Source organism: Neobacillus piezotolerans (assembly GCF_003362805.1).
In the GTDB taxonomy this organism is placed as follows: Bacteria; Bacillota; Bacilli; order Bacillales; family Cytobacillaceae; genus Bacillus_D; species Bacillus_D piezotolerans.
In genome coordinates, this window is sequence record NZ_QNQT01000003.1 from 321,773 (window position 1) to 344,721 (window position 22,949).

Sequence of the window (22,949 nt, forward strand, 5' to 3'; positions counted from 1 at the left end):
AAAATACTTGTGGAAGGTGCTAAAAAAGGAATCAGGGATAGATTTGATAATATAGCCGTATGGCGGCAATTAGGTTCGTTGGTGTAATCAAGTCGTGGCGGCTGCCTTTTATTTTGATAAAAAACCCTTCAGGACAATTATTCTGACAACCAAATCGGATTTTGGTCCTTGCTTGTCAGATATCCGCTCTTATTCTGACAACCATACCGGGTTTTCTCCCTTGGTTGTCAGATATCCACTCTTATTCTGACACCCAAACCCAGATTTTCACCCTTGGTTGTCAGATCTCCGCTCTTATTCTGACAGCCATACCGGATTTTCTCCCTTGGTTGTCAGATATCCCCTCTTATTCTGACAACCAAACCCAGATTTTCTCCCTGGGTTGTCAGATATCCACTCTTATTCTGACAACCAAACCGGATTTTTGCCCTTGCTTGCCAGATACCCCCTCTTATTTTGACAACTCTCCCCGGATTTTCGCCCCCGCTTGTCAGATATCCACTCTTTTCTGACAACCAAACCCAGATTATCGCCCTTGGTTGTCAGATATCCGCTCTTATTCTGACAACCAAACCCAGATTATCACCCTTGGTTGTCAGATATCCGCCTACGAATTAGTAGAATTGCCAATTTTGCCGGCTAGCCAAACTCAACCATATGAATCCACATCAATGCAAAAAACATCATATTCACTATTTACAATATTGTAACTACATTGTTATTCGCGCTTCACACTCTATTCATTTACGTTTATTAAACTCTAGTAGACTAATGAATGGAGGGATTTTAAATGTTGATGAAAAATTTGTTCAGAAATGTGATGATGTCGGCAGCATTCATCGGTATTGGGGCTGGGGCAGTCAGCCAGGTACAGGCGGCGGAAACGATTGAGCCTTCTCTGAATCCGAACAAAATCATGAATGTTGCGCATCGCGGTGCATCCGGTTATGCTCCTGAGCATACGATTCCTGCTTACGGGCTTGGCCAGCAAATGAAAGGTGACTACATAGAAATCGATCTCCAAATGACAAAAGATGGCGAACTGATTGCCATGCATGATGAAACGCTGGACCGCACAACCAACGGAACCGGCAATGTAAAAGACTTTACGCTTGCGGAAATCAAACAGCTTGATGCAGGTTCCTGGTTCAATGAGAAATATCCGGAGTATGCAAAGCCTGAGTACGCGGGCCTTAAAGTTCCGACATTGCAGGAAGTCATTGAAACATTCGGTACCGGTGCCCGCTATTACATCGAAACAAAATCTCCTGAAGTGTACCCTGGCATGGAAGAAAAACTTGTGGAAATCCTGAACGAGTATAACTTGACAGGGAAAAATGTACCTTCCAGCAAAGTCATCGTTCAATCGTTCAGCGCGGACAGCCTGAAAATCGTCCACGAAATGGATCCAACCATCCCATTGGTCCAACTGCTCTGGTACGATCAGCCTGCGACTTTGACCGATGAAGAACTGGAAGAGTACAAATCTTATAGCATCGGGCTTGGCATGAATTATGGCGCAATCGATGAAGCCTATGTACAAAAAGTCCGTGATAGCGGCCTTCTGATTCATCCATATACAGTCAACGAAACTGCTGATATGGAAAAACTGCTTGATTGGGGCGTAACAGGCATGTTCACCAACTTCCCGGATCGCCTCCAGGAAGTCCTGCAAAAGCGCAACTCAAAATAAGCCTGTTCACACGCAGCAAATGGGTCCGGCTTTCGGATGCTTTTGGAAAAAGCCATATATGAATGTTGCCATAGGACCTACACTGTTTTCATAATTAATTAATCTTTTTACTACGAAATTTCATAATCTGTTAAAACAAGCTTAATAATTAAAGCCTATACTAATAATTGCAGACGGCGTTTTCTGATCAATACACGCTCTGGTTTCGGCATTAATTAAAATTTTTGTCGGGGCTATGATCTTTGTTCGGACAAACACCAATTCTTTTCTTCAATGGTAATTTGGTCAAACAGAGGCGGCCCCCAAGCCGCCTCCCCCCCAATTTAATGAATCTCTTCTGCGTATGGCCTCTCCCAAATCCAAACAATACTAAATTTACTTTTTAAAAAAGTAGAAAATACTAAATCCCATACTAAAAAGGAGCGAGAATATTATTTCCCGCCCCTCCTACAGCATTCATTTTTTTCCTTAGCTGAACCACTTGTTTATTTATTACAATTCGCCAAAGCAATCTTCTCTTTGGAAGGAGTCTCGTAGGTTACCCGGCTGTCACGGTCAACATAGTAGCCGCCACCCAACCCGAGTAACTTGGTTCCTTTAAAGGCGTAAATCCGGTACACATCCCCTTTTTTAAGGATGCGGGAAAAAATTAGCTTATTATCCTTAAGTTTATATAAGGTTGTGTCGCTTTTAATGGTTGCTAATCCTAACTGGCCTTTCTTCAACTCTAGCCCCTTCCACATGACCTTCACAGGCGGCTTCGGACAGATAGGCGCCTTAGGTGTTGTCTTGGCTGGTGGCGGCGAAGCAGGATAAGGGTCTGCTTTCGTGGTGAAAGACCAGGTTTTGCTGCGGTTTTCCTCCGCATTGCCATCAAAGTAGGATACTGTTGCAGTGTATGTAGTGTTATACTTCAACTCCTGTTTCGGGAAGAAGTAGGAGTCGCCAACCGCATTTGTTTCCTGGAATACAGGGAGAATCGTGCCTTTAGGATCTTTAAGTGTAAGGGTCATGCCTTCCGCCCACTGTTTGCCCGGAGTGTAGTAAGAAATAATGTATCCCGTTTTGGCTACACCAAACGGCGCGATAGGGTTCGGGTTTTCGAAACCGTAGAAACCGATCTCAACATCTTTTTGTCCGTCATATGGATAAACACTAGCCTCAGAAGCGTAATAGTCATCTTCAAACGTGTAACCCGCGGTATTTAACACATACGAAGAACCATTGTACGAAAGACCGATCTCCTTTATATCCGGACTCAAAATAATACTTCTGTGGTACGCGGTATTCACTAGCTGATCAATGTTAACTTTTACACCCCTTGGAGAGTATGCAATCACTTCTCCTAAACTAACATTATCGGTCATTCCAGCTGCCAGCATTCTTTCCAGCAATCCGCTGCCAGTGTACCCCGGTTTTCCTGCTTCCTCTCTATGCCCGGATTCATGATTCAGCTTCAGGTAATTCGCATGATTGGCCGAGGCTTTGTTAAGCAATGGGTTGAGTTTTACCTCCGGAATCCCCATCGCTCTGCGGATACTGTTTAGATAGTTTAAACTATCAATTTGGTCTTTGGTAAATGCGTTCTCCGCCGCTTCAACTTTGTTTGGTTGCGAAATAGCCGGCGTGAAGTTCGATACCCCTAAAGCCGTCGTTAGAGCCAGCGCAATCGCCACACACTTCTTCAATTTCATTCCAATAGTTCCCCCTAATGCTTTATCTTTTTATATAAAAAATATGCTTCATATATGAAATAAGTAAAATATGTATCTGGTTTCTATATGCGTTTTGGTCTGTCCTTTCTTATCTCCATCCAATCCAAAGGACGTGAAACAGGATCAAAACCAACTTTACTATAAACCCCATGAGCATCCTTCGTAATTAATAGCCATTGATATACGTCCGTTAATTCTTCATGACCAAGTATATATTGGATCATTTTTTGGCCAAGTCCTTTTCTTCTAAAGCTTTCATCAACATACACATCAAGAATATAGGCAAATCTTGTTTTATCAGAAATCACCCTTGCATAACCTATCTGATTAGTGTCAATAAAAACCCCAACAACCAATGCCGAATTCTCAGCACCTTTTATTACTTCGTCAACTTTTATTCCCTTACACCAAAATGCATTTGAAAGCATTTCAGTAACCTTTTCAAAATCCATATTTTTCAATCCATCTTTAATCGTAATACCTTCCATATTTCTCCCCCTAAATCGATTGTAATATTTTTCTAATACGAACTAATCACATTATACAGAAAGTGGATAATTCTGCATATAAGTACAATTTACAACATTATTCTTTGGGGAAAAATTGGCCCATACACCATGCCTACGCTTTCACAGCCAGACAGAAAATACCCGCCATTTGCCATCCTTCTACACGCCACACGCCGAACAAGCAAAACTAAAAGAGAAAACGCCCCCCTTAAACCGCAGCTGCAGCTTAAAAGGGGGCGCCATTCTACTTTTTTCACAAAAAATCCATTACCAAGTTACAAACATAAACATTTTATAGATTCCATATAGCATTGCAAGACTAGCAATTGATCCCGAAGCCCTTCTCGGTACTCTCATTTTTATTAGTAGTAATTTTAAGAAAAGAGCAAGGACAAAAGGAGGAAACAATACCAGAAAAAGATTCAGAAGCAAATCATTCATAAAAGGCTTTAAAGGACTAAAATCAATTTGCATAATTTACCTTCTTTCATACATTTTCCTTTATACACTAATATATTCCATTATATCTAAATCCCTATATTTACAGAAGCTTACATTTTAAATTCAAGAAAAATACCCTAAAAGCAAGAATGCTTTTAGGGCATAAATTGAGTTTAACCATCCAATTGTTATATTAACCTGCATAAAAAAATGGTGATAAACACACGGTTATCGCCGCTATAAGACCCTGTTGGGTTCGACAGAAATTACATAACTACCGCTATAAAGCCGAAAAAAGGGATTCGACTCACCTACTACTTGATAAAATTACACATAATAACGGCCTGAACAAAGTCCAGACCGCCACACAATACTATTAATTAACAACCTTCTCCAAATCCCGCTCCTTCTTCAGCAGCTCCTTCACCCTCTGATCAATTCTCTCTATCTCCACGGAAGGATTCTTCCACCAGTTGCGGCTCCAGATCCTTTCGATCGTCCAGCCGCGGTTTTCGAGGAATCTCTGCCGGTAGATGTCCCGTTCCTTTGCATTGGCGGAACTGTGGTACATGGCTCCGTCGCATTCGACTCCCAGAATATATCTGGAGGAATCGTTTGGATGGACAATGGCCATATCGATGCGGTACCCGGACATCCCGACTTGAGTTGCTACTTCATATCCGAGGTTTCGCAACTGTTTATACACTTGCTCCTCAAACGGAGAGTCGAAATGCAAATCCAGTTTCTGAACATGGGTGTTTACGTTTTCGTTAATCTCTTGAATCACGGCGCTAATCTGGTCGCGCTGCTGGGTTGAGATGGCTTTTACATATTTCAGATAGGACTTCAACAGCTTTGGACCGACATGGGATGCGTTGGCAACGTTGAGTTCTTCCGGCTCGACGCTTGATACGACAACAATGCCCTCTTTAGCGCGGGTGATGGCAACGTTGAGGTAGTTTTCCCCGCCTTTTTTGTTGAGCATACCAAATCGGTTGTAGACTTTGCCTTCTTCATTTTTCGCATAGGCGATGGAAAACAGGATGATATCCCGTTCGTCCCCCTGGACATTCTCGATGTTCTTTACAAAGACACGCTCATCCAGGTCGCGGGACATTTTTTGGCTATAGACCGCGTTGAACTCTTCGTCTTCCGCAGCGCGTTTTTCGATCAAATCCAAAATCTTTGTCTGCTGCTTGGCGTTGAAGGTGATGATTCCAACCGTCTTCCCAGGCTGCTTGATCAAAATGTCCTTCAAGGTACGAACGACTTCTTCCGCCTCAACTTCATTACACTGATTGATCCATCTTCCATCGGCCATTTTCCACTGCAAGGCAGGAGGATTCTTGAACGGAATGACGTTCGGAGCAATCTGCACATAACCATTATAAAAAGCATGGTTGGAGAAATTAATCAGCTCCTCATATAGAGAACGGTAATGCCATTGAAGAATTTTCTCCGGGAATCGCCTTTTCGCCAGGTTCAGCAGGCTCACAGATTCATCCGTTTCATACTCTCCCTCCTCATCCTCGTCATCGTTCACAATCGAAGACTGGAACATGGTAAACGGAGGCAGCTGTTTTTCATCTCCCGCAACAATCAGCTGTTTGGCGCGGTAAACGGATGGAATCCCGCTTTCAACCGTACACTGTGAGGCCTCGTCAAAGATTACCAGGTCAAACAAGCCCTCTTGAAGCGGAAAAATTGAAGAAACGATTTCCGGTGATGCAAGCCATACAGGCAGGATGTCAACGAGACCGTTGCTGGCAAAATTGTTTACCACCCTTCTAACTGGCCAAATCTGCCTCTTCTTCCCCACCTGATGTTTGAGCTCTTTCAAGTTCTTAGGAAATTGGCGTTGAGCAGCATCCACATTCTTCGTTAATGAATGGATCAGGTACTGAGTAGCAACCTTCCGCTTTTCCTCAATGAGCTGTGCAAATGCGGTACGAATCCTGTTGAATTCATTTGTAGAAATCTTTTGCACCTCAGGATGCTTCCTCTCTGTCTGCTCAATCCATTGGACGAACGCAGAGTTGATGAACAGGTCTTTCCAAAGTTCCGGCAGGTCAGCCCCCGTCCCTTTTTTGGCCTGCAATTTTTCAATGATGTTTTTCTCCACTTCAGAAAGTGCGTTCCAATAACTATCCATTTGCTGAAGGTCCTCAAAGTCCCTGTGGACATACTCAAGCATTTTATCCAAGTCTTTTAAAGGAATATCCCCTTCAGAGATCCGCTTCTTGAATTTGTCTACCACATCATCATTGAAATATCTCTTGAGCTTCTCAATCTCATCCGCCATTTCTTTCGTTACTTTTCCAAGCTGATGCATCGTGATGAGGGACTGTTTAATTTTCAACCACTCAGTCGAGTTGGTCCCCTTAAACTTCTCCCCTTCGAGCAACTCTTCAATGATCGACTTTCCGGAAAAAGAAGTCCACCACCAGAGCCTGAGTCCTTGAAGTGTCTTCTTGTTTCCATCTTCAAGGTCAGGATAAATTTTCTCGAGTTTATTTTCGACTAACCACGTATAGGCCGGCGTAATCTTTTTATAGTCCAAGGACTCCAGGTATTCTGCAGATTGCTTTGCTTTTTGAATAGCCTTCTCTAGCAGTTCAACAGCTTCGAGCTTGTCTTTGATGCTAAAAGAAGCAAATGATTTTCGAGGCTTCAAATGATACTCCTCATAGCCGAAGCGTTCGTACCATTCCGCATAGGTGTAGACCTTCCCCGCAATATCATCCAGGTTATCCCGATTTAAATTCGATAGCACCGCAAATAAATCAATAATCTGGCTAGTTTCCTCTACCGGTTTCGCACGGCCATATAAATCATAGAGCCTGAAGCCAAAATTTTGATACTCATATAACGCCTTTGCAATTTTATTCAGCAGGTCCTCATGGGCTGCAAGCTTCTTTGAAACAGAAGCCAGGAACTGAACTGCTTCCTGGTAAGAGATCATATTGTGCTCAAGAACAGTAGCAACCTTAGCATAAAGCCGCTTCCGGTCATTTTTCTCATCATGGATAAGCGCGACATTATTACTTAAGCCAAGGCCATCCAACCTTTGATAAACGACATCAAGTGCAGCACGCTTCTGGCAGACAACAAGAATCTTCTTCCCTCTGTTCAATCCATCTGTAATCAGGTTGACGATAACCTGTGACTTCCCTGTTCCAGGAGGGCCATGCACAACTATTCCCTTCTTATAACGTGCTTCCTTAATAATCTCTTCCTGTGAGCCGTCTGCCTGAAGAAGATTAAGAATCTCGACAGGCTGATTGGACTCTTCCCCTACTTCCTCATCTTCAAGTTCTTCTCCACTTTCAGAATCAAGTTGAGAAATCAACGTACCCACCAAACCGAGGCGGCTGTCTTCTTCCGAAAGCGAGATAAGCTCATCATAATCTTTCACAAGAGAAGAACTCCCTTGAGGAAAATTACCGATAACGGCATTTTCCAGCATTGTCATATTCGCTACTTCCGGAACTTCATTCGTTTTATATTGTATAAGCCTTGTGATCCCTGTCTTTGTAAACGAAACTTTCATTTCATTTTCCTGTAAAAATGACAGCCAGGCATCATAATCAAAATTCTTTGCCATTTCAGCGGCTTTTTCAAAAAACTCTTCCGAATAAGAGGTATTATTCAATTTTCTAAACGCCAGGAACAAGGTCCGGTTAATCTGAGGACCACCTTCTTCCACCTTTAACAGCCATTTCTGCGAACCAACATTGCTCTTCTCAATACGCAGTGGATAAAGAAATAAAGGTGCTTGAAAAAACGTTCCATCTATTAAAGTTCCCGAAAGAAAAGGGAAGCCAAGGTAAAAGTCATGGACACCCGTCTCTTCCTCAATCCCCTTCATGTTCCTCGCCAAATCTGTTAGACCCTTCGATAGAGCCATAGAGTGCTCATCGTCGAGGGTGGGTTTCAATATCGTAATATCACTCTTTGACTGCTTAATGATCTTCTCTACAATGGATTGGCAATCAGGGCCATTTGCCACCTTATCCAACTCAGCCAAATCAAAGCTCCATTTGTTATATAGCTTTAAAAGCCGGATCGACCGATTGCGGCGGCTGATGTCATTCAATTTGTCCCTCATGTGGATTAAGTTTTCTTTCATTGCTTTAGGTCCTCTTTCGTTATGGTCATTTATCTCTTCATAATATCGCACATTCCTACAATATTCGATGTTGTTATACATCCTTCATTATATCAAAAATTGGAAATTTACCATTACGTTGTATAAATATATTGGTTCTGCAGAGGATGTATTCCTGCAGAATAAAAAGCCCTGGACATCAAAAGTGAATTGCTGTCCAGGGCTTTGCTAATTTTAAGACTGCTTTTGTGGAAAACCGTCCCCATGTTCGTATGGCTTCCCACACACCATAAAGGAAGAACAACGTGGGTTCCTGAGTATGATTGAGTGTATTTCTAATGGGCATTGTCCATATTCCTTCTATTAAAAGAACGAATGAAAGCCATTAAAGAGATTTTAAGGGAAATTTCCCCATACACTAAGCCCCATTCCCACAGCAGACTTCCAATACAATCCGTCCACCGTGCACCCCAAAACGCCCCCGTCAGAACCGCGAAAAGCAGTTCTGACGGGGGCGTTAATCTTTCAACCCCAAAAACTTACTACTTTTTGAACTTTTTGTGTCTATTGTGTGTCTTTTTTCTGAAAATTATAATATAATAAAAATATACAAATTGTTATATTCATATAGTTATTAACATCTGGATAGTGGAAACCATGAAACAAATCTATAATGAAGGGAAGATGGGGATGGAAGCGAATGTATGCCAACACTGCGGGCAGGCTGCGTTTGTGGTTAAGGAAAAACCAGTGGAAAAAAAGGGGCTAATGTATGTAGTGATGGGGTGGATCTTTGCTGCACTTGCGGTGGTGTACCTGCCAATCATTTTCGGCGGGATGGCCTTGTACATTGGGGCAAATACCTTTTTTGACTATAACAGGACGCACGGTGCAATTCTTATGGCCTGTGCCATGTTTGCCACAATTATAGGTTTGCTGTTCAGTACGTTAGTGGCTGGGACGTTTGTTATCTAGATAAAAGAGGAAGGCCCTGCTATGTATGCCTTCCTCTTTTCATTCTCCATAAGCAATACCAACAGTTCTCTGCTTTCAAATGAGTCCCACCAATGAAGCCACCGGGAAAACCACGGGGACGGTTCTTCTGGCATCAATAAGCCACTCGAACCGTCCCAATGGCACCATGGCATGATCACCTCAACCCAAGAGCCCCGATCTGTCTGTACGATTTCAGGTCATGGCTTGTGATTTTTTCCGGTGATACGGCGAAAAGGGTATCACCGATATACAAGAGCCGCTTGATCTCTGTATTGTATTCCTCATAAATAGATGGCTTCTCGCTGTCCATATGAGTAATTTTCGACTGAAGCGTGAATCCTTTTTCCGGATCGATGCTGTATACATAAGCTCCCTGGTATTCGAAAATTTGATCGTATTCATTTGCCTTGTTGTTTTGATATACGGAAATCGGGAAGGCAAACAGACCTTTATCTTTGTTGAACAGCAGTGCTTTATGGTCATGATTCAGCGGTGAATGCGTCCCTCTCCCGCCGATGATTTTTGTAAATTTCTCTTTTGGATTGCTCATGTCACTGACATCGAACAGCGAAATTTTGACGCCGTCAGTCAGGATGATCGGCTGAGCACCTGCTTCTTTCGCCGCCACGAATTTCGTATCATGCCCGAATCCGATTATATGATTTTCATCATAAGGATGCAGGTAGTTGCTGAACCCTGGAATCTTCAGTTCCCCCAGCACTTTTGGTTTTGCAGGATTGCTTGCCTCAATGACGAAAAGCGGATCCGTTTCCTTGAAGGTAACCATATAGATGCGATCGCCCATGAATCTCGCGGAATAAATCCTCTCACCCCGCGCCAGTGATTCAAGCTTTCCGGCGGGCTTTAGATTTTTATCCAAGATATAGAGGGCATTGGAGGATGGACTGTTATCGTCCCAGGCATATCCCTTTGTCGTCACGATTCGGAAATAGCCATCATGTTCGTCCATGGAAAACTGATTGAGCACGGTGCCTTGGACTAATGCCGACCCCTGAAATTCCACGTCCATCCCTTTGATCGAAAACTTATGGATCGTCGTATCCGGTGCCGTCAGCCGATTCCAATCCCCCCGCGGACGCTCGGCCCAATTCGCAATCGCGAGATACAGATTTTCCTTTGACATGTACAGTTGTTCCCCGCTTCCAAGGTAGGTGGTGACAGCGGCTTTTTTTCCATGATGATTGAGGTCGATTGCTGCAATCATTGTATAATTAGGCTCTTTTGATTCCGGGAAATAATTGATCTCATCATAACTGACGATTTGTTCCGATGGCTTTGATGCTGTATCTGAATACTTCGGACGAATATCAATGGCTTCGTTTTCGCGCAGCAGCCAGTATTCAGGATGGTGTCTCGTGACCAGATACACAATCCCTTCCACTTTCCGCGCCGACACATAGCCTCCCTCCAGTTCAACCTCCCTTACCTGGACTGGTTTTGCCGGATTTTTCACATCATAGATGATGGCCTTTGCCGAATGCATAATCGGGGCAATCTTAGCATCCTTAACGACTTGTTCATATGGCTGCGGAATATTGTGATACTGATGGCCGATGACGACCAATTTCCCTTCGTGTAAAAAAAGCTGGTACGGCATGAACTCCCTGTTATATGAAATCTTCGACAGAAGCTTCATTTCCTCTTCTGGCGCAGCGTGAATGATGCGAACTTCATTTTCTTCAGCCTGAAAAATATGCTTTCCGTCTGTTTTGACAAGGTCCGCTTCGTCGACTCCCTGGACTTGATTGTTCGTTTCGGAGTAGCCTGCCCCCCCGTTAGCTGTATCAGCGGCTGATTTTCCGTCGCTCTTTGACGACTCTTCTGCACCACCCTTAAACCACCAGCCGCCCGAAGTTTTTTCTTGCTTCAAAATATTTTTAAAATAACCATTCAACTTTTCCTTCGATCCGATGACAGGAAGGCTTTCTTTTACAACAAACTTCCAGGATTTAACCCCTCCCAAGCTTCTCCCTGCCGAGGATTCAAGGCCTTTAGTAAAATTCAGTGTGTAAAATCTTGCGTCATGAGGATACCCGCCTCCAGGAGGGTCAACATAGATGGTTTTTTGATCATCGCTAAGAGACAGTTTTGTTTTGAATTTCTTGCCTTGATCATCCAAAACATAAATTGAATCAGAATGAAGACTTTCTTTCGCGACTTTTTCGGTAAACTGAATGCTCCAAACCTTATTCGCCATGACAATGGCCTCTCCTTCTCCATCCCACGCATTGGCCACTTTGAACTGCGTTGAAAAATAGTAAGAAAGACCGGCAATCAACAGCAGCGAAATCCCGCCTAAAATGATCCATTTTTTCATATTTACCCCTCCTGTAAGATTAGACGGGAGCATTGCCGATCTTGTGTCATGGCTTTAGGAAAAAAAGTGCCCGGCCCCGCTTGCGAACAATACATTAATGCATCTTTTTCGGTTCTTCATCACAAAAAGTGGTTTTCGCATATATTTTGATTTACGCTCCAGGCGCTTCGCTTTCCGCGGGCAGTAAAGCTGCTACCTGAAAATACTCCAAGAATAGCATCTGTGAAAAGCTTCGTGTAGCTTTGCGACGAGCTGAAGTTAATCATCCTTGAATAATCTTTGGCGCAGGAGCACAATGGAGCCTCCTCGGCGAAACCCATGCCTGCGGGGTCTCCCCTGGCCAGCTTTTCCCGCCAGGACGTTGAATAATCTTCCTCGAAAAGCATCGCAGGAGAAACTGCGACGCATTTTCGAAAGAGTCTGCGCGCCTTCCCCTCCAATCAACATATAAGTCAGGCATTTAATCTGAAATTTGTTCGGATACTTCAATATAAAAAACACAAAAAACCAAGAATTTTTTCTTGGTTTTTTGCGGATAGACATGCCATGCCTTCTATCTAGCTTTATCCAACATTACTATTTTTAATAAATTCTCATATATCCTATTCCATGAATCCTCAAGATTAATAGTGACAACCTGCATTTTTATCCGTTCATCCCATTGATATACCTCATCTACTTCCTTACCATTGTAAGGGTAAATCAACACCCCTCTTATCTGCGGGTAGGACGGTTGGTGCATAAGATAGGTGAAGAGTTGATACAGGTTGTGACTACGAAAGGAGGACTTCCCATAATTCTCCTGAAAAATATACTTATAGAACTTGGCATCGATAATAATCTTTTCATGGCCGTTTTTATGTGTAAGTGAGACATCCGTTTGCATCGATGGCAATAACTCCTTGTTGCCGACTAGACGCCAGTGCAAGATTTCCGAGGCCACTCGATACTCGTTTTGCTCAATCCGATAAAAGTTGAAAAGAAACTTTTCAAAAAGATGATTTAAGGATCTCTCATCCAGTTCAGCTGAAAAGAGACTCCAGTCGCCTTGTTTATGGGATAACAGCACAAGTTCGTGCAGTAGTCTGGCAAGATGGATCATCCGCTTGTAATGGACTGTATGTCTTCCGAATTGTATACGAGAAAATATTCCCCTGGTAAGCTTCATTGCCTCTGTTTCGTTCATTGCTTCCAACAGGATAAAACTTTTCTTCCTTATATCCTCTCTTATAAGCCGATTAACATGAATGTTCTTTAATGTCGATTTCATTACCTGATTGAGCATAATATTCGCTGAATACTGATCCTTCTCACAAACGACCACTGGCATCTTGAATATGATATACGGCATTGATTCAGTCATTACCATTCTGCCGCCTAGGTTTTTCGTCGGTGATACCCGTGTAACATAGTCTTTAACAAGCCGATGATGGATCAAAGTCTCCGCTTCTTTTAGAAACTGGCTTGCAAGGAAGTCATAAGTGATTAAATCCTGATCAACTGCATTCAAACTGTTGATAAGTTCCGGCATTTCATTGGCATAACTCAATAGGCAGAAAAGGTTGCGAATAGGTACCTTAAACAATCCATCCATCTCATCATCCTTCCAAAAGGCCACGTGCTACTTCAGGCCGGTCGTAGAAGTACTCCTCTAGAAGCGGGCTGATTTCAAATGAAATGATTCCCTGAAACCATTCGTTTTCATCCATTTCAGCCGGTTTAAATCCAAAGAATGAATGACCGATAGCATATCCTGCCCCCAACTGATAATCCTCAACGATTTCACGGTTAATCTTTTCAACCGTATAAAGGATTCTTTCAATCATACGGGCAGAAACTCCTTGTTGGTCAAGAGCAAGCTTCCATTTTTCATTAAAGGCTGGTTCAATCGAAACAAATGCAAACCTTCTCCTTAATGCTACCTCCAATTGTGCAAGAGAACGGTCAGCGGTATTCATCGTACCAATTAAATAGACATTTGCGGGCACAGTAAACTTTCTTTTTGAATATCCCATTGTCACGTATTCATCGCGTTTGTCACCCTCAATCAGCATAAACAACTCACCAAAAATTTTGGAAAGGTTCCCGCGGTTGATTTCATCTATGATAAAATAATAATCTTTATCAGGGTTTTCAAGAGCGCTCTGGCAAAAATCATAGAAGATCCCGGTTTGTAAAGAGAATCCATTCTCATCCGGACGGTAGCCCATAACAAAATCTTCGTATGCATAGCTTTGATGGAATTGGACCACCTGCACCCTTGAATCATCTTTCTCACCCATAAGCGAATAGGCAAGCCGTTTTGAAACGAATGTTTTACCGACACCCGGAGGTCCCTGGAGAATCATGTTCTTCTTATAACGGAGCAAATTTGCAATGGTATTGTATTTTTCCTCATCCATAAAGACTTCTTTCAGGAAATCATCTTTGGAATATGGCTCCTTAGTTGCCTCGAGAGTAAATTCCTCCCTCCCTTTTTCGAGAGCCTCCTTAAGTGCAGGCTTTAGTATCCATTTAAAATGATGTTCGTCTGTATACTCCCCATCAAATAAAATAGCCCAATAAATCGGTTCACCATTTTCCCTATGCGGGACAGGAACTCCAGTACTTGCAATAACTCTTTTCGCCAGTTGTACGACAGGAGTATTAAAGGAACTGAAATGCTTGTCCAGTGCTTGAGCCAATTGGGTTGCTGTTGCCCCGCCACCCAACTCAAGCATTTTTATAAGATACTCCATATCACTCTTCTTAACTACCGTCTCATCGTGAAGCAGTTCAGCCCAAGTTTCCGCAGTGATTGAAGAAGGAAAAGCATAAATTTGTTTATCTTCATTCACTTTAGAGGGTACATCTCCCTCCAGTTGTTCCTTATACTGTATAAGCAAAGTTCTCATATTGTGACTAAACTCTTCGTAGGTAAAAGATTCATTATCTGTGATAAATAATGAGTCCTCACCCCTTTTGGCGTGCTGGTCGCCATATAAAAGGCCATAGCGAATCCCATTCTCATCAATTGAAACGAAAAACTGCGGAGCCGTCCGATGGGTGGCATGCCCCTTTTCATATACAGCCAGCCAACATTCCGACCCGCCAAAGTTCTGGTTCCAGCTGTAGCCATTCAAAACCTTGTCTTCAACAAAGTTTAAGCCGTTAGCCTCTTCCAGCTGACGGATCGCCCCGTGAATCTTCCTTTGTTCTTCAGTTACTTTCTTTTTCTTATCAAAATAATAGAGTTGGAACAAAATCGTAAAATTGTTCCATGATTGCAGGATATTTGTGTCATACCTCTGCTTTACATCCTCTTTTATATCCTCCAGTTCCTCGATGGACAAATGGCCGAATTCTATTATTTTCTCAATCGCTTTAAACTTAATTAAATTTACCTTTTCAGATTTTTGATACACGTTCCTTAAGGCTTGCAATGTACTGGAATCAAGGTTGGAAATCGCATCAAGCATTTTTTCGGGACTCTGTTTGAACATTGCTAAGTCTGCAGCTAGCCCATACAAGTACTCAACAGCACTTTCCACTTTAATCTTATGGTATTGGGTGCTACAGAAGAAAAAATCCTGGATATCAAGCATGCTTAACCCAGGATACACAGGTTGAAGGTGCTCTAAGGCAATCTGGCAAACAGTGTAATAGGTTTCATAATTGCTCCCCACAGTCCCAAGTTTCAATTCAATCCCGAAGCTTCTCTTTAAATCCGTAAAAACTTCCTGCTTATAAAGAGGATATTTCTCCAAATCCATGGCTGCCAACAGATAGCCAAATAACGGCGCACCCAGCGAAAGTTGAGAATTAAATGCTTTTCCGGCCTCTCGGAATGCCTCAATCCGTTCTTCAAGAGAATGTGGGGATTTATATAGATGATTCCAAAGCTCAGCCACTTCCTCAGGACGCTCTTCGGCATACTTAACCAAATCCCCCGTATTGCTCCAATGAACGAAACTTCCTGCGGGCGGATTTTCCTTCTGAATCTTCCTGGCCATTTCGGCAACATTCCGTTCCGTTATTTCCTGGGGTTTCATCACTTCATTCAACCGGGAAAGGATTTCAAGTTTATATGCCTCGTCATACTGTTCCGTTTCCTTAAAGGCCAGATATTTCTTGAAGGAAATAGCCAGGTAATTGTCTCTCAAAAGTGTTCTTTGCAGATCTTCGATATTCATAGATTCCACGACACTCCCATCCTTTTGCCCCTCAATTCCAATCTATTTAAAAAGTACAGCACATCTTCCATGGAGGATACATAATATTACTCAGGCACATACATCTTCTTTAATGGTAAAAGGGCCTTTGTCTCACTCGGCATTTTTTCATACCAAATGACAATCAAATTCACCAACTCTTCCAAATCTACCAGTCTTACTGAATTGTGCTTCGCCACCGCTTCAGCATGAGAAGTAAACCCGCCAGTTGAAACGAAAAGGCTATTTGCATCAATTGGATTTGCTCCAAGGAGCTGTTGGATTTCAGGAGCAGATGCAGTACTTTTTCGATGTTTAACCTGCACTTTTATAATCGGCTTTTCAAATCCAAATGCATCTTTAAAGGCTAATATGTCAACCCCGCCATCTGGTCCTTTGGGACTTACTTTTACGTTATAACCCATTGAAACTAGTAATCCTCCAACTAACTCCTGCATTTCCCATGGATCTAACTGATCCACTTTATCCTGCACCATTACCAGTGCCTTGCTAAGTAAATCCTCTACTATTTCTTCTGTTTCTTCATCATCCGGGGTTAAGTCGGGAGTCAATGAAGGATTTCTTAACAACTTTTCTAATTCGCTGCCCCAATCATCAACCCTAAAGACAGTTAGCACCGAACCCAAGCTATTCCTAGCCGCTTGGGAAAGTAAATCTCTTGAAACAGTTTGATTCTCCCATTTTATCCTTAGATGATTTGGATAATCCGGATCCCCTATTTGATTGTCAAAAAAGTGCCCCTCTAGGACAGAACCAATCAGATACTCTCTTTTCTCTTTGGAGTAAGTAATTACTCTATCACCTGGACGAATTTCTCTGCTAAACCTCCACACCTGGCCTACCCAACTTCTTATCGAGTTTGGCTTAGAATCTGAATAAATCTTTTGAGCTTTTCTTTCCAAATCTTCCTTAGAAGAAAATAATCTTGGGTTCCCTAATTGAGGCCATCCAATCGAAGCCAGCCCCTGCTCTTTCCATGTAGGAATAAGTTCATTGTAATCCCCTGCGCGAACCATCCACCACTTTTTCAAATTATTCACCTCTTCAATTAAGTAAATCTATCAACATTTCACAAAAAACTTCAATCATCATAACTTCTATTTCTTTCATGGAAAACCCTTCAATTTTTGATTATTAAACAGTTTTTACAGGGAAGATGTTATCACGGACATGATAGCCTACATGATAAATGAAGATCCGGGTTTCGCCGAGTTGTTCACTTATCTCTTTGCAGCCAGGATTGGAAATGACCTTTGGAGAAGCTGGAGGATTTGGACGGAATGCCGCCGTGTTTCTTTTCGCAAAAACAGCGGAGGCAGGAGCGGTTTAATGGTGAAGTGCTAAGTGCACAATCAATGAACCATAGACAAATTGTTTAGTTCGCTCATCCGTTACATAACACTTCAAATTGTGCAGGTTCATTGGCTTGGTGTTTAGTCATCATGGCTCATCACCTGATATATAGTGTTCTATAATATAAAGGGAATGTAAGTTGATTGGAACGGAGGGTGGCGACTCCTGCGGGAATAGCGGGATAGCCGAGACCCTGGACTGAGCGTAGCGAGGGAAGCGGCTCGGCCCCGCCCGCGGAAAGCGTCCACCCGGAGTGGAAATCCGGACGCACTGTTACTTCAATTTATATGTTAAATAAAAAAAGACTATAGAAAAACTCGAAAATCTGAGTTTATCTACAGTCTGAAGTGACAGGCAAATGCTGCCTGTCACTATTAGTATGGTGTGAAACAAGAATTGACAAATGTACGGTTCACCACAACTTCGGCTTCACGACCATGAACCAGAGCATCGCCATTAATAAAATGATGTAGATCCAGATGGTGCGCTTCAGTTTTGCGGCAAGTGCTCGTTTATTTGCACCTTCTTCGGCAAATTTCCGAAGTGTTGGCGAGAATGCCCGTCCCAGGAAAAAGAGGGAGGCGAACAGCAGCCCCAGGGTTCCAACAATCCACGGCGTCTTCCATGTCCAGGGGCCGAGGATGACGAGCAGCACTCCTGTTCCAATCAGTACATGGCCGGCGTGCTTGGACAGCCGCACGACTGACTTCAACAAAGCCAAATAGGCCTCCAGCTCTTTCCCCACAGCATCAGGAAGTTTTTTCACAATGGGCAGCAAAATAAAGAACGGCCCAATTGACGCAATCACACTTGCGACGTGAAGATAAATAATGATTCGGTACACTAAATCCATTTCTTATTCTTCAACAGGACTGAATTCATGCACCCAGACGCGCATTTGCGGAAGCCATGGCATTCCCGGATGATAAGATAGGATCGACTGCTTGTACGCTTCTACATTTTCAAAGCCTTCGCGCTCGGCATCCGCGTCTGTCAATTCTCCAAGTGATTGGGAATAGACATTATCCACAACGAATTTCTTTCCTTTTAACTCCATGATTTCGCCTACATCAGCATAACGGCCGTTACGGCGCGTAGCCGTTTTTTTGCCTTCCAGCACTTTATTGATGTCATCTTCCATTGTGATAAGACGCTCAATCTCACACGTTTTTGGCGGCAAAGCATTGTTCTGTTCTGTCATTTTAAAAACTCCCATCCTTTAGCTAATCTATAATGTATCATAGATTGAAAAAGAAGTTCCACAGGGACGGTTCTTTAAAAACTTTTTGCTGGAATCAGTGAAAACCTTTCTTTAACTTCCCCGACCGCTTCACCTGAATCATTCATAACCACAGACGGTTTCAAGCTTCTTAATCTCGCGATGGTATCTTTATTGTCGTACTCAATTTGCTCAAGGATAGATGCAACAATAGTTGGCCAAACCTCTTCTGAACCATTTAAAACTTTTAAGGCAAATCCAATTCTTTGATTTTTCAAACCAAAGCAGTAGACACCCTGCGCTCCCCCCTTCGCAACAATGTTTTGATCTTGCAGCAGGACGGAGCAAATAAATTTCTCTGAAGCAACCATATGAGGGTATTCGTTCATCGCCGGGGTCATATCCCTCACAGCTTTTTGCAACAAAGGATCCTCAATTAAATCAGGGCATGCTAATTTCAAATAAGTGGCAGCCATATTTTTTAGCGGGACTGCAAAAACAGGTACCCCGCAGCCATCTTTTCCAACAACAATCTCAGAAACGGGTATTTCCGATAAGGCAGAGAGGATCAACATAATCTGCTGTTGAAGGGGATGGCCCACTTCCCAATACCCTTCAACCGGGTAGCCAAGCTCACGGCAAGCGGCAACAAACCCCATATGCTTACCCGCACAGTTATGGTAAAGTCTCCTCTTCCCCTTATTTGCCCAAATCATTTCTTCCCTTGGCGCAGTATTTAAGGGATAAGAACAAGGACAAAATAGTTCATCCTCAGAAACAGGCAACTTCTTTAACATCGATTCAAGGGCAGCAATATGGTAAGGTTCCCCTCTGTGCGATGCTGTAAACAAAGCAGCTTCTTCCCGCGTCAACCCATATTTCGTTATAATGTCTGATAAAAACACAGGCAATGCTTGAATGGGCTTGGCAGCAGACCGGTAATAAGTATAGTGATGATCATCCCCTACATGGAAAATCGTTTCAAGCCTTTCGTTTACCCCGCAAATCATTCCGATATGAACATTTTCAAGTAACCCTGCCCTTGATTCTTCCACTAAGATTTCTGCCTTCATCTTCCTACATCTCCTCTTACTTAAAGAACTTTTTCGAATTCAATATGTACGGTATAAAAAACCCAACTCTATTATAATGGAAAACATGTAAATTCCCCCTCATTTTTTAAGGGCTTTTTTGGGGAAAAATTGGCCCATACACCATGCCCGCCTTCCATAGACAAACTTCAAATACACGCCGTTCTCCCTGCACACCAAAACGCCCCCGTCAGAACCTATACAGCGGTTCTGGCGGGGGCTCCTACCAGGTCAGATGGATATCTTGAAAGCTTCCTTTTTCATTTTTTCAAAAACTCATCAACAAGTGCGTTAAATGTTTCACTATGCTCCCAGAACATCATGTGCCCGCCCAGGACCTGTACCTCTGTAGCAGGAGCGAGCTTGTTCATATATGCCCTCGCCGTTTCCCCCCAGTGTTCTGCCACAACCATGAGCGTAGGCACGGACATTCCCGCCTGCCTTGCTTCCTCCCGGTAATCGGAAAACACTCCGCTTGCAAACAAATTAGCCGCAATATAGTATGGAGTCTTCATCGATTGCTCCACAATCCAGGTCAATTCTTCCTCGTTCAGCTCTCTTTGGACCATCACGCCAGTCGTATAACCAGTGATGAACTCCCTTTGCCCTGCAGGAGTCCGCAAAAATGTATTGTACGCCGCTGCCAGATCGTCAAGCTTGCCCTCCACCCACTCTTCATTCTCATGAATGGACAGGGATTTCGGAGGCATATCCACAAATATCATGGCCTTGATGTTATCCGTCCCCTTCTGCCTGATATATTCCCAGACTGCCAGACACCCGAACGACCAGCCCATGAGCGTCACATTTTTAAGTTCCAGGTCCAGCGCATCCAATACCTTCGCCAAATCCTCTCCATGGGTAACATAATCATTGCCATGAAGGGAAACCGTCGAACGGCCATGGCTTCTCGGATCAAGAACAATCACCCTGTTTGTTTTTGAAAAATGGGCCACTTGTTTTGAAAAGACTTCAGTCGTAAACGTGAAACCTGGAATGCAGACAATCGGATCCCCATTCCCTGTATCCTGCACAAACAATTCCACCCCGGGCCCAACCTCGATATAACGATCAGCCATTGGTTTATCCCTCCATATTAAGTTCTTACCTACCATCATCCTATTACTCGTTATATCAAAAAATTCCCAGGCCGCCTCTGAAACCCTTGATGAATTGGAAGGCATAGCCCGCCTGACTGAAGCAATCTCCTATTAGGGAAGCGATAAATTCGATTGGAACGAATTCGCACCGTTCATTTCTTTTTTGAAAAAATCACCTGAACTCTGTCTATTAGAGAAGTGTAGTCCCTATTTGATTTCACGGACTAACATGCATTTTTTACCGCATCTAATTACTGCTGTTTACCCAAATACTGCCCTCAGTGAATGGTTGATTTGAGTGTCAGAAGGAATTTTAATAAACTCACGTTTACTTACAACGCTTTCAATTAATGGAGTGAGTATATTCAATGCAAAACGACTTCTGTCCGAAGATGCATACATATCCTTTAATAGTGATCCACTTAGCTTTCTTTTCCTGAAGTCACAATCAAGCATATGATATTCCCCACCATATTCAATACATTTATTTTCTCCCGCGAATAGTATTCGCGTAACTGCATATAGGTTGATCACTCCTAGCCAAGGGCGTAATCATCGAATTGTTTAGCCGTTGTGTCCGGGCCAAAAAGGAGTTAGAAATCCTGTTTCTCGAATAGCTTATCAGGAAATAAGACTTAGCATAAACTTACCTTCTTAAAATTTCTTGATCAATTCTTTTTTCTCAGTTAACTTATACCCATTTGGATTCATTTGCTGCCACATCCAGGCATCACGGCACATGTCCTCAATTCCCTTGACTGCCTTCCATCCAAGTTCAACTCGAGCTTTAGTTGGGTCAGCATAACAGACCGCAACATCACCAGGCCTTCTATCGACTATTTTATAAGGGATATGAACCCCTGTGACTTTCTCAAAAGCGTAAATAAGCTCAAGGACACTGTAACCCTTACCGGTTCCTAAATTGTATGCCTCGATACCCGTTGTTTCCATTACTTGTCCTAAAGCCCTCAAATGTCCCAAAGCTAGATCGACTACATGGATATAGTCCCTGACACCTGTACCATCTACTGTCGGATAGTCATTCCCGAATATCTGCAGCTCCTGCAACTTACCAATAGCAACTTGAGTGATATACGGCATTAGGTTATTTGGAATTCCGTTAGGATCCTCACCAAGTCGGCCACTCTCATGGGCTCCAATCGGATTAAAATATCTCAACAAAGAAATACTCCAACTAGGATCAGAAATATATATATCACGGAGAATCTCTTCAATCATCAACTTCGTCCGGCCATATGGGTTCATTGCTCCAAGCAAACATTCTTCGGTAATTGGGTTTCTTTCCGGAATCCCGTAAACCGTAGCAGATGAGCTAAAAACAAGTTTTTTTACTCCATTCTTCTTCATAACATCACAAAGATTAAGCGTAGCCGTTATATTATTTTGATAATAAAAAAGCGGGATGGAAACAGATTCCCCCACTGCTTTCAATCCCGCAAAATGAATAACTGCATCTATTTGATTCTCTTGAAATACGGCCTCTAAATCGCCCCTGTTAAGAAGGTCAACCTCATAGAATTTAAATTCTCTCTCCGTTAAATTTCTTACTTCATAAAGAGAGGTTATTTTGCTATTTGAAAAATTATCAACAATAACAATATCCTGACCTGCTTGCAACAATTCCAAAGCTGTATGGCTGCCGATATACCCTGCACCACCAGTAATGAGTATAGCCATAAAAATACCGCCTTTACGTGAAAAGGAAGAAGACCATGTCTTCTTCCTTTTTATAATAATTATATTAAACCTAGCAACCCACTTACTTCTGTAGGCTTTTTTCTAGGCGTCTTAGGTTAGATCCTGGTACTTTTTACATGTGGAAGCGAAGGTTGTTGATTCACTCTTAGATTTTTGCCCATAAACCAACCTTTGGAACCACCCTCTCCTTCTATTACTATACAACAATCGTCGTTGTTGCACAGGGATAGTTGTATATATTTTCCAATATCGAAAGAACCACCTATGATTAGATTTTTATTTTTTTGACTAAAAACAAGAATAAATTATTAAACTGTAAACTATTTGTTTCAACACTAGTGATTAATTATTAATCTAAATAAAGTCAATTTTATTCGATTTAATCCTATAGGATGACAGGCTAATCTAATCTTGAAACACCTCTTTGAAACATTACTACTCAAGCGTTGCCCTCCA

General features: G+C 42.6%; 15 protein-coding genes. 3 read left to right on the top strand and 12 right to left on the bottom strand.

The features are described from left to right. Positions 1 to 796: 796 nt before the first annotated feature. A complete protein-coding gene (locus tag DRW41_RS10490; protein WP_115452066.1) occupies positions 797 to 1,693 on the top strand; it encodes a glycerophosphodiester phosphodiesterase in 897 nt (298 codons plus the stop codon). Positions 1,694 to 2,178: 485 nt separating this feature from the next. Here DRW41_RS10490 and DRW41_RS10495 read toward each other — a convergent pair whose 3' ends face one another. The 3 genes from DRW41_RS10495 to DRW41_RS10510 form a co-directional block, all read right to left on the bottom strand. Beyond that, positions 2,179 to 3,387 carry a CAP domain-containing protein gene (locus tag DRW41_RS10495; protein ID WP_115451933.1) on the bottom strand — a complete coding sequence of 403 codons (1,209 nt, stop codon included), beginning with the start codon at positions 3,385 to 3,387 and terminating at the stop codon, positions 2,179 to 2,181. 83 nt (positions 3,388 to 3,470) lie between these two features. Further along, positions 3,471 to 3,896 (bottom strand): GNAT family N-acetyltransferase, encoded by a 426-nt coding sequence (locus tag DRW41_RS10500; protein WP_115451934.1) that lies wholly within the window; start codon positions 3,894 to 3,896, stop codon positions 3,471 to 3,473. A gap of 838 nt (positions 3,897 to 4,734) precedes the next feature. Further along, positions 4,735 to 8,487, bottom strand: coding sequence for a PDDEXK-like endonuclease domain-containing protein (locus DRW41_RS10510; RefSeq protein ID WP_115451936.1), 3,753 nt, complete (start codon positions 8,485 to 8,487; stop codon positions 4,735 to 4,737). Between the two features lie 636 nt (positions 8,488 to 9,123). Here DRW41_RS10510 and DRW41_RS10515 point away from each other — a divergent pair. Beyond that, positions 9,124 to 9,441, top strand: a complete 318-nt coding sequence (locus DRW41_RS10515) for a hypothetical protein (RefSeq protein ID WP_115451937.1) — start codon at positions 9,124 to 9,126, stop codon at positions 9,439 to 9,441. Between the two features lie 175 nt (positions 9,442 to 9,616). On the opposite strand, the gene DRW41_RS10520 is transcribed toward DRW41_RS10515, so the two are convergent. The 4 genes from DRW41_RS10520 to DRW41_RS10540 all read right to left on the bottom strand — a co-directional run bounded on the left by DRW41_RS10520 (position 9,617) and on the right by DRW41_RS10540 (position 17,042). Continuing rightward, on the bottom strand, positions 9,617 to 11,800 hold the full coding sequence (locus tag DRW41_RS10520; RefSeq protein WP_115451938.1) for a beta-propeller domain-containing protein: 2,184 nt from the start codon (positions 11,798 to 11,800) through the stop codon (positions 9,617 to 9,619). A 553-nt stretch (positions 11,801 to 12,353) separates the two neighbouring features. Next, positions 12,354 to 13,385: a 5-methylcytosine restriction system specificity protein McrC gene (locus DRW41_RS10530; protein ID WP_181884501.1), complete on the bottom strand. Its 1,032-nt coding sequence runs from the start codon at positions 13,383 to 13,385 to the stop codon at positions 12,354 to 12,356. A gap of 13 nt (positions 13,386 to 13,398) precedes the next feature. Further along, positions 13,399 to 15,972 carry an AAA family ATPase gene (locus tag DRW41_RS10535; RefSeq protein ID WP_181884502.1) on the bottom strand — a complete coding sequence of 858 codons (2,574 nt, stop codon included), beginning with the start codon at positions 15,970 to 15,972 and terminating at the stop codon, positions 13,399 to 13,401. 86 nt (positions 15,973 to 16,058) lie between these two features. Beyond that, the gene (locus tag DRW41_RS10540; protein WP_115451942.1) at positions 16,059 to 17,042 is read right to left on the bottom strand and encodes a restriction endonuclease; all 984 of its coding nucleotides are present in this window, start codon (positions 17,040 to 17,042) and stop codon (positions 16,059 to 16,061) included. Between the two features lie 158 nt (positions 17,043 to 17,200). Between DRW41_RS10540 and DRW41_RS22970 the strand changes: the two genes are divergently transcribed. Then, entirely contained in the window at positions 17,201 to 17,341 is a 141-nt protein-coding gene (locus tag DRW41_RS22970) for a hypothetical protein (RefSeq protein ID WP_181884503.1), read from the top strand. Between the two features lie 435 nt (positions 17,342 to 17,776). Here the strand turns inward: DRW41_RS22970 and DRW41_RS10545 are convergent, their stop codons facing one another. The 5 genes from DRW41_RS10545 to galE all read right to left on the bottom strand — a co-directional run bounded on the left by DRW41_RS10545 (position 17,777) and on the right by galE (position 22,472). Then, entirely contained in the window at positions 17,777 to 18,217 is a 441-nt protein-coding gene (locus DRW41_RS10545; RefSeq protein WP_115451943.1) for a hypothetical protein, read from the bottom strand. Positions 18,218 to 18,220: 3 nt separating this feature from the next. Further along, on the bottom strand, positions 18,221 to 18,565 hold the full coding sequence (locus DRW41_RS10550) for an ASCH domain-containing protein (protein WP_115451944.1): 345 nt from the start codon (positions 18,563 to 18,565) through the stop codon (positions 18,221 to 18,223). 74 nt (positions 18,566 to 18,639) lie between these two features. Further along, a complete protein-coding gene (locus tag DRW41_RS10555) occupies positions 18,640 to 19,656 on the bottom strand; it encodes an asparaginase (protein WP_115451945.1) in 1,017 nt (338 codons plus the stop codon). Positions 19,657 to 19,934: 278 nt separating this feature from the next. Next, positions 19,935 to 20,753, bottom strand: a complete 819-nt coding sequence (locus DRW41_RS10560) for an alpha/beta fold hydrolase (RefSeq protein ID WP_115451946.1) — start codon at positions 20,751 to 20,753, stop codon at positions 19,935 to 19,937. Between the two features lie 675 nt (positions 20,754 to 21,428). Further along, positions 21,429 to 22,472 carry a UDP-glucose 4-epimerase GalE gene (galE, locus tag DRW41_RS10565; RefSeq protein ID WP_115451947.1) on the bottom strand — a complete coding sequence of 348 codons (1,044 nt, stop codon included), beginning with the start codon at positions 22,470 to 22,472 and terminating at the stop codon, positions 21,429 to 21,431. Positions 22,473 to 22,949 lie beyond the last annotated feature (477 nt).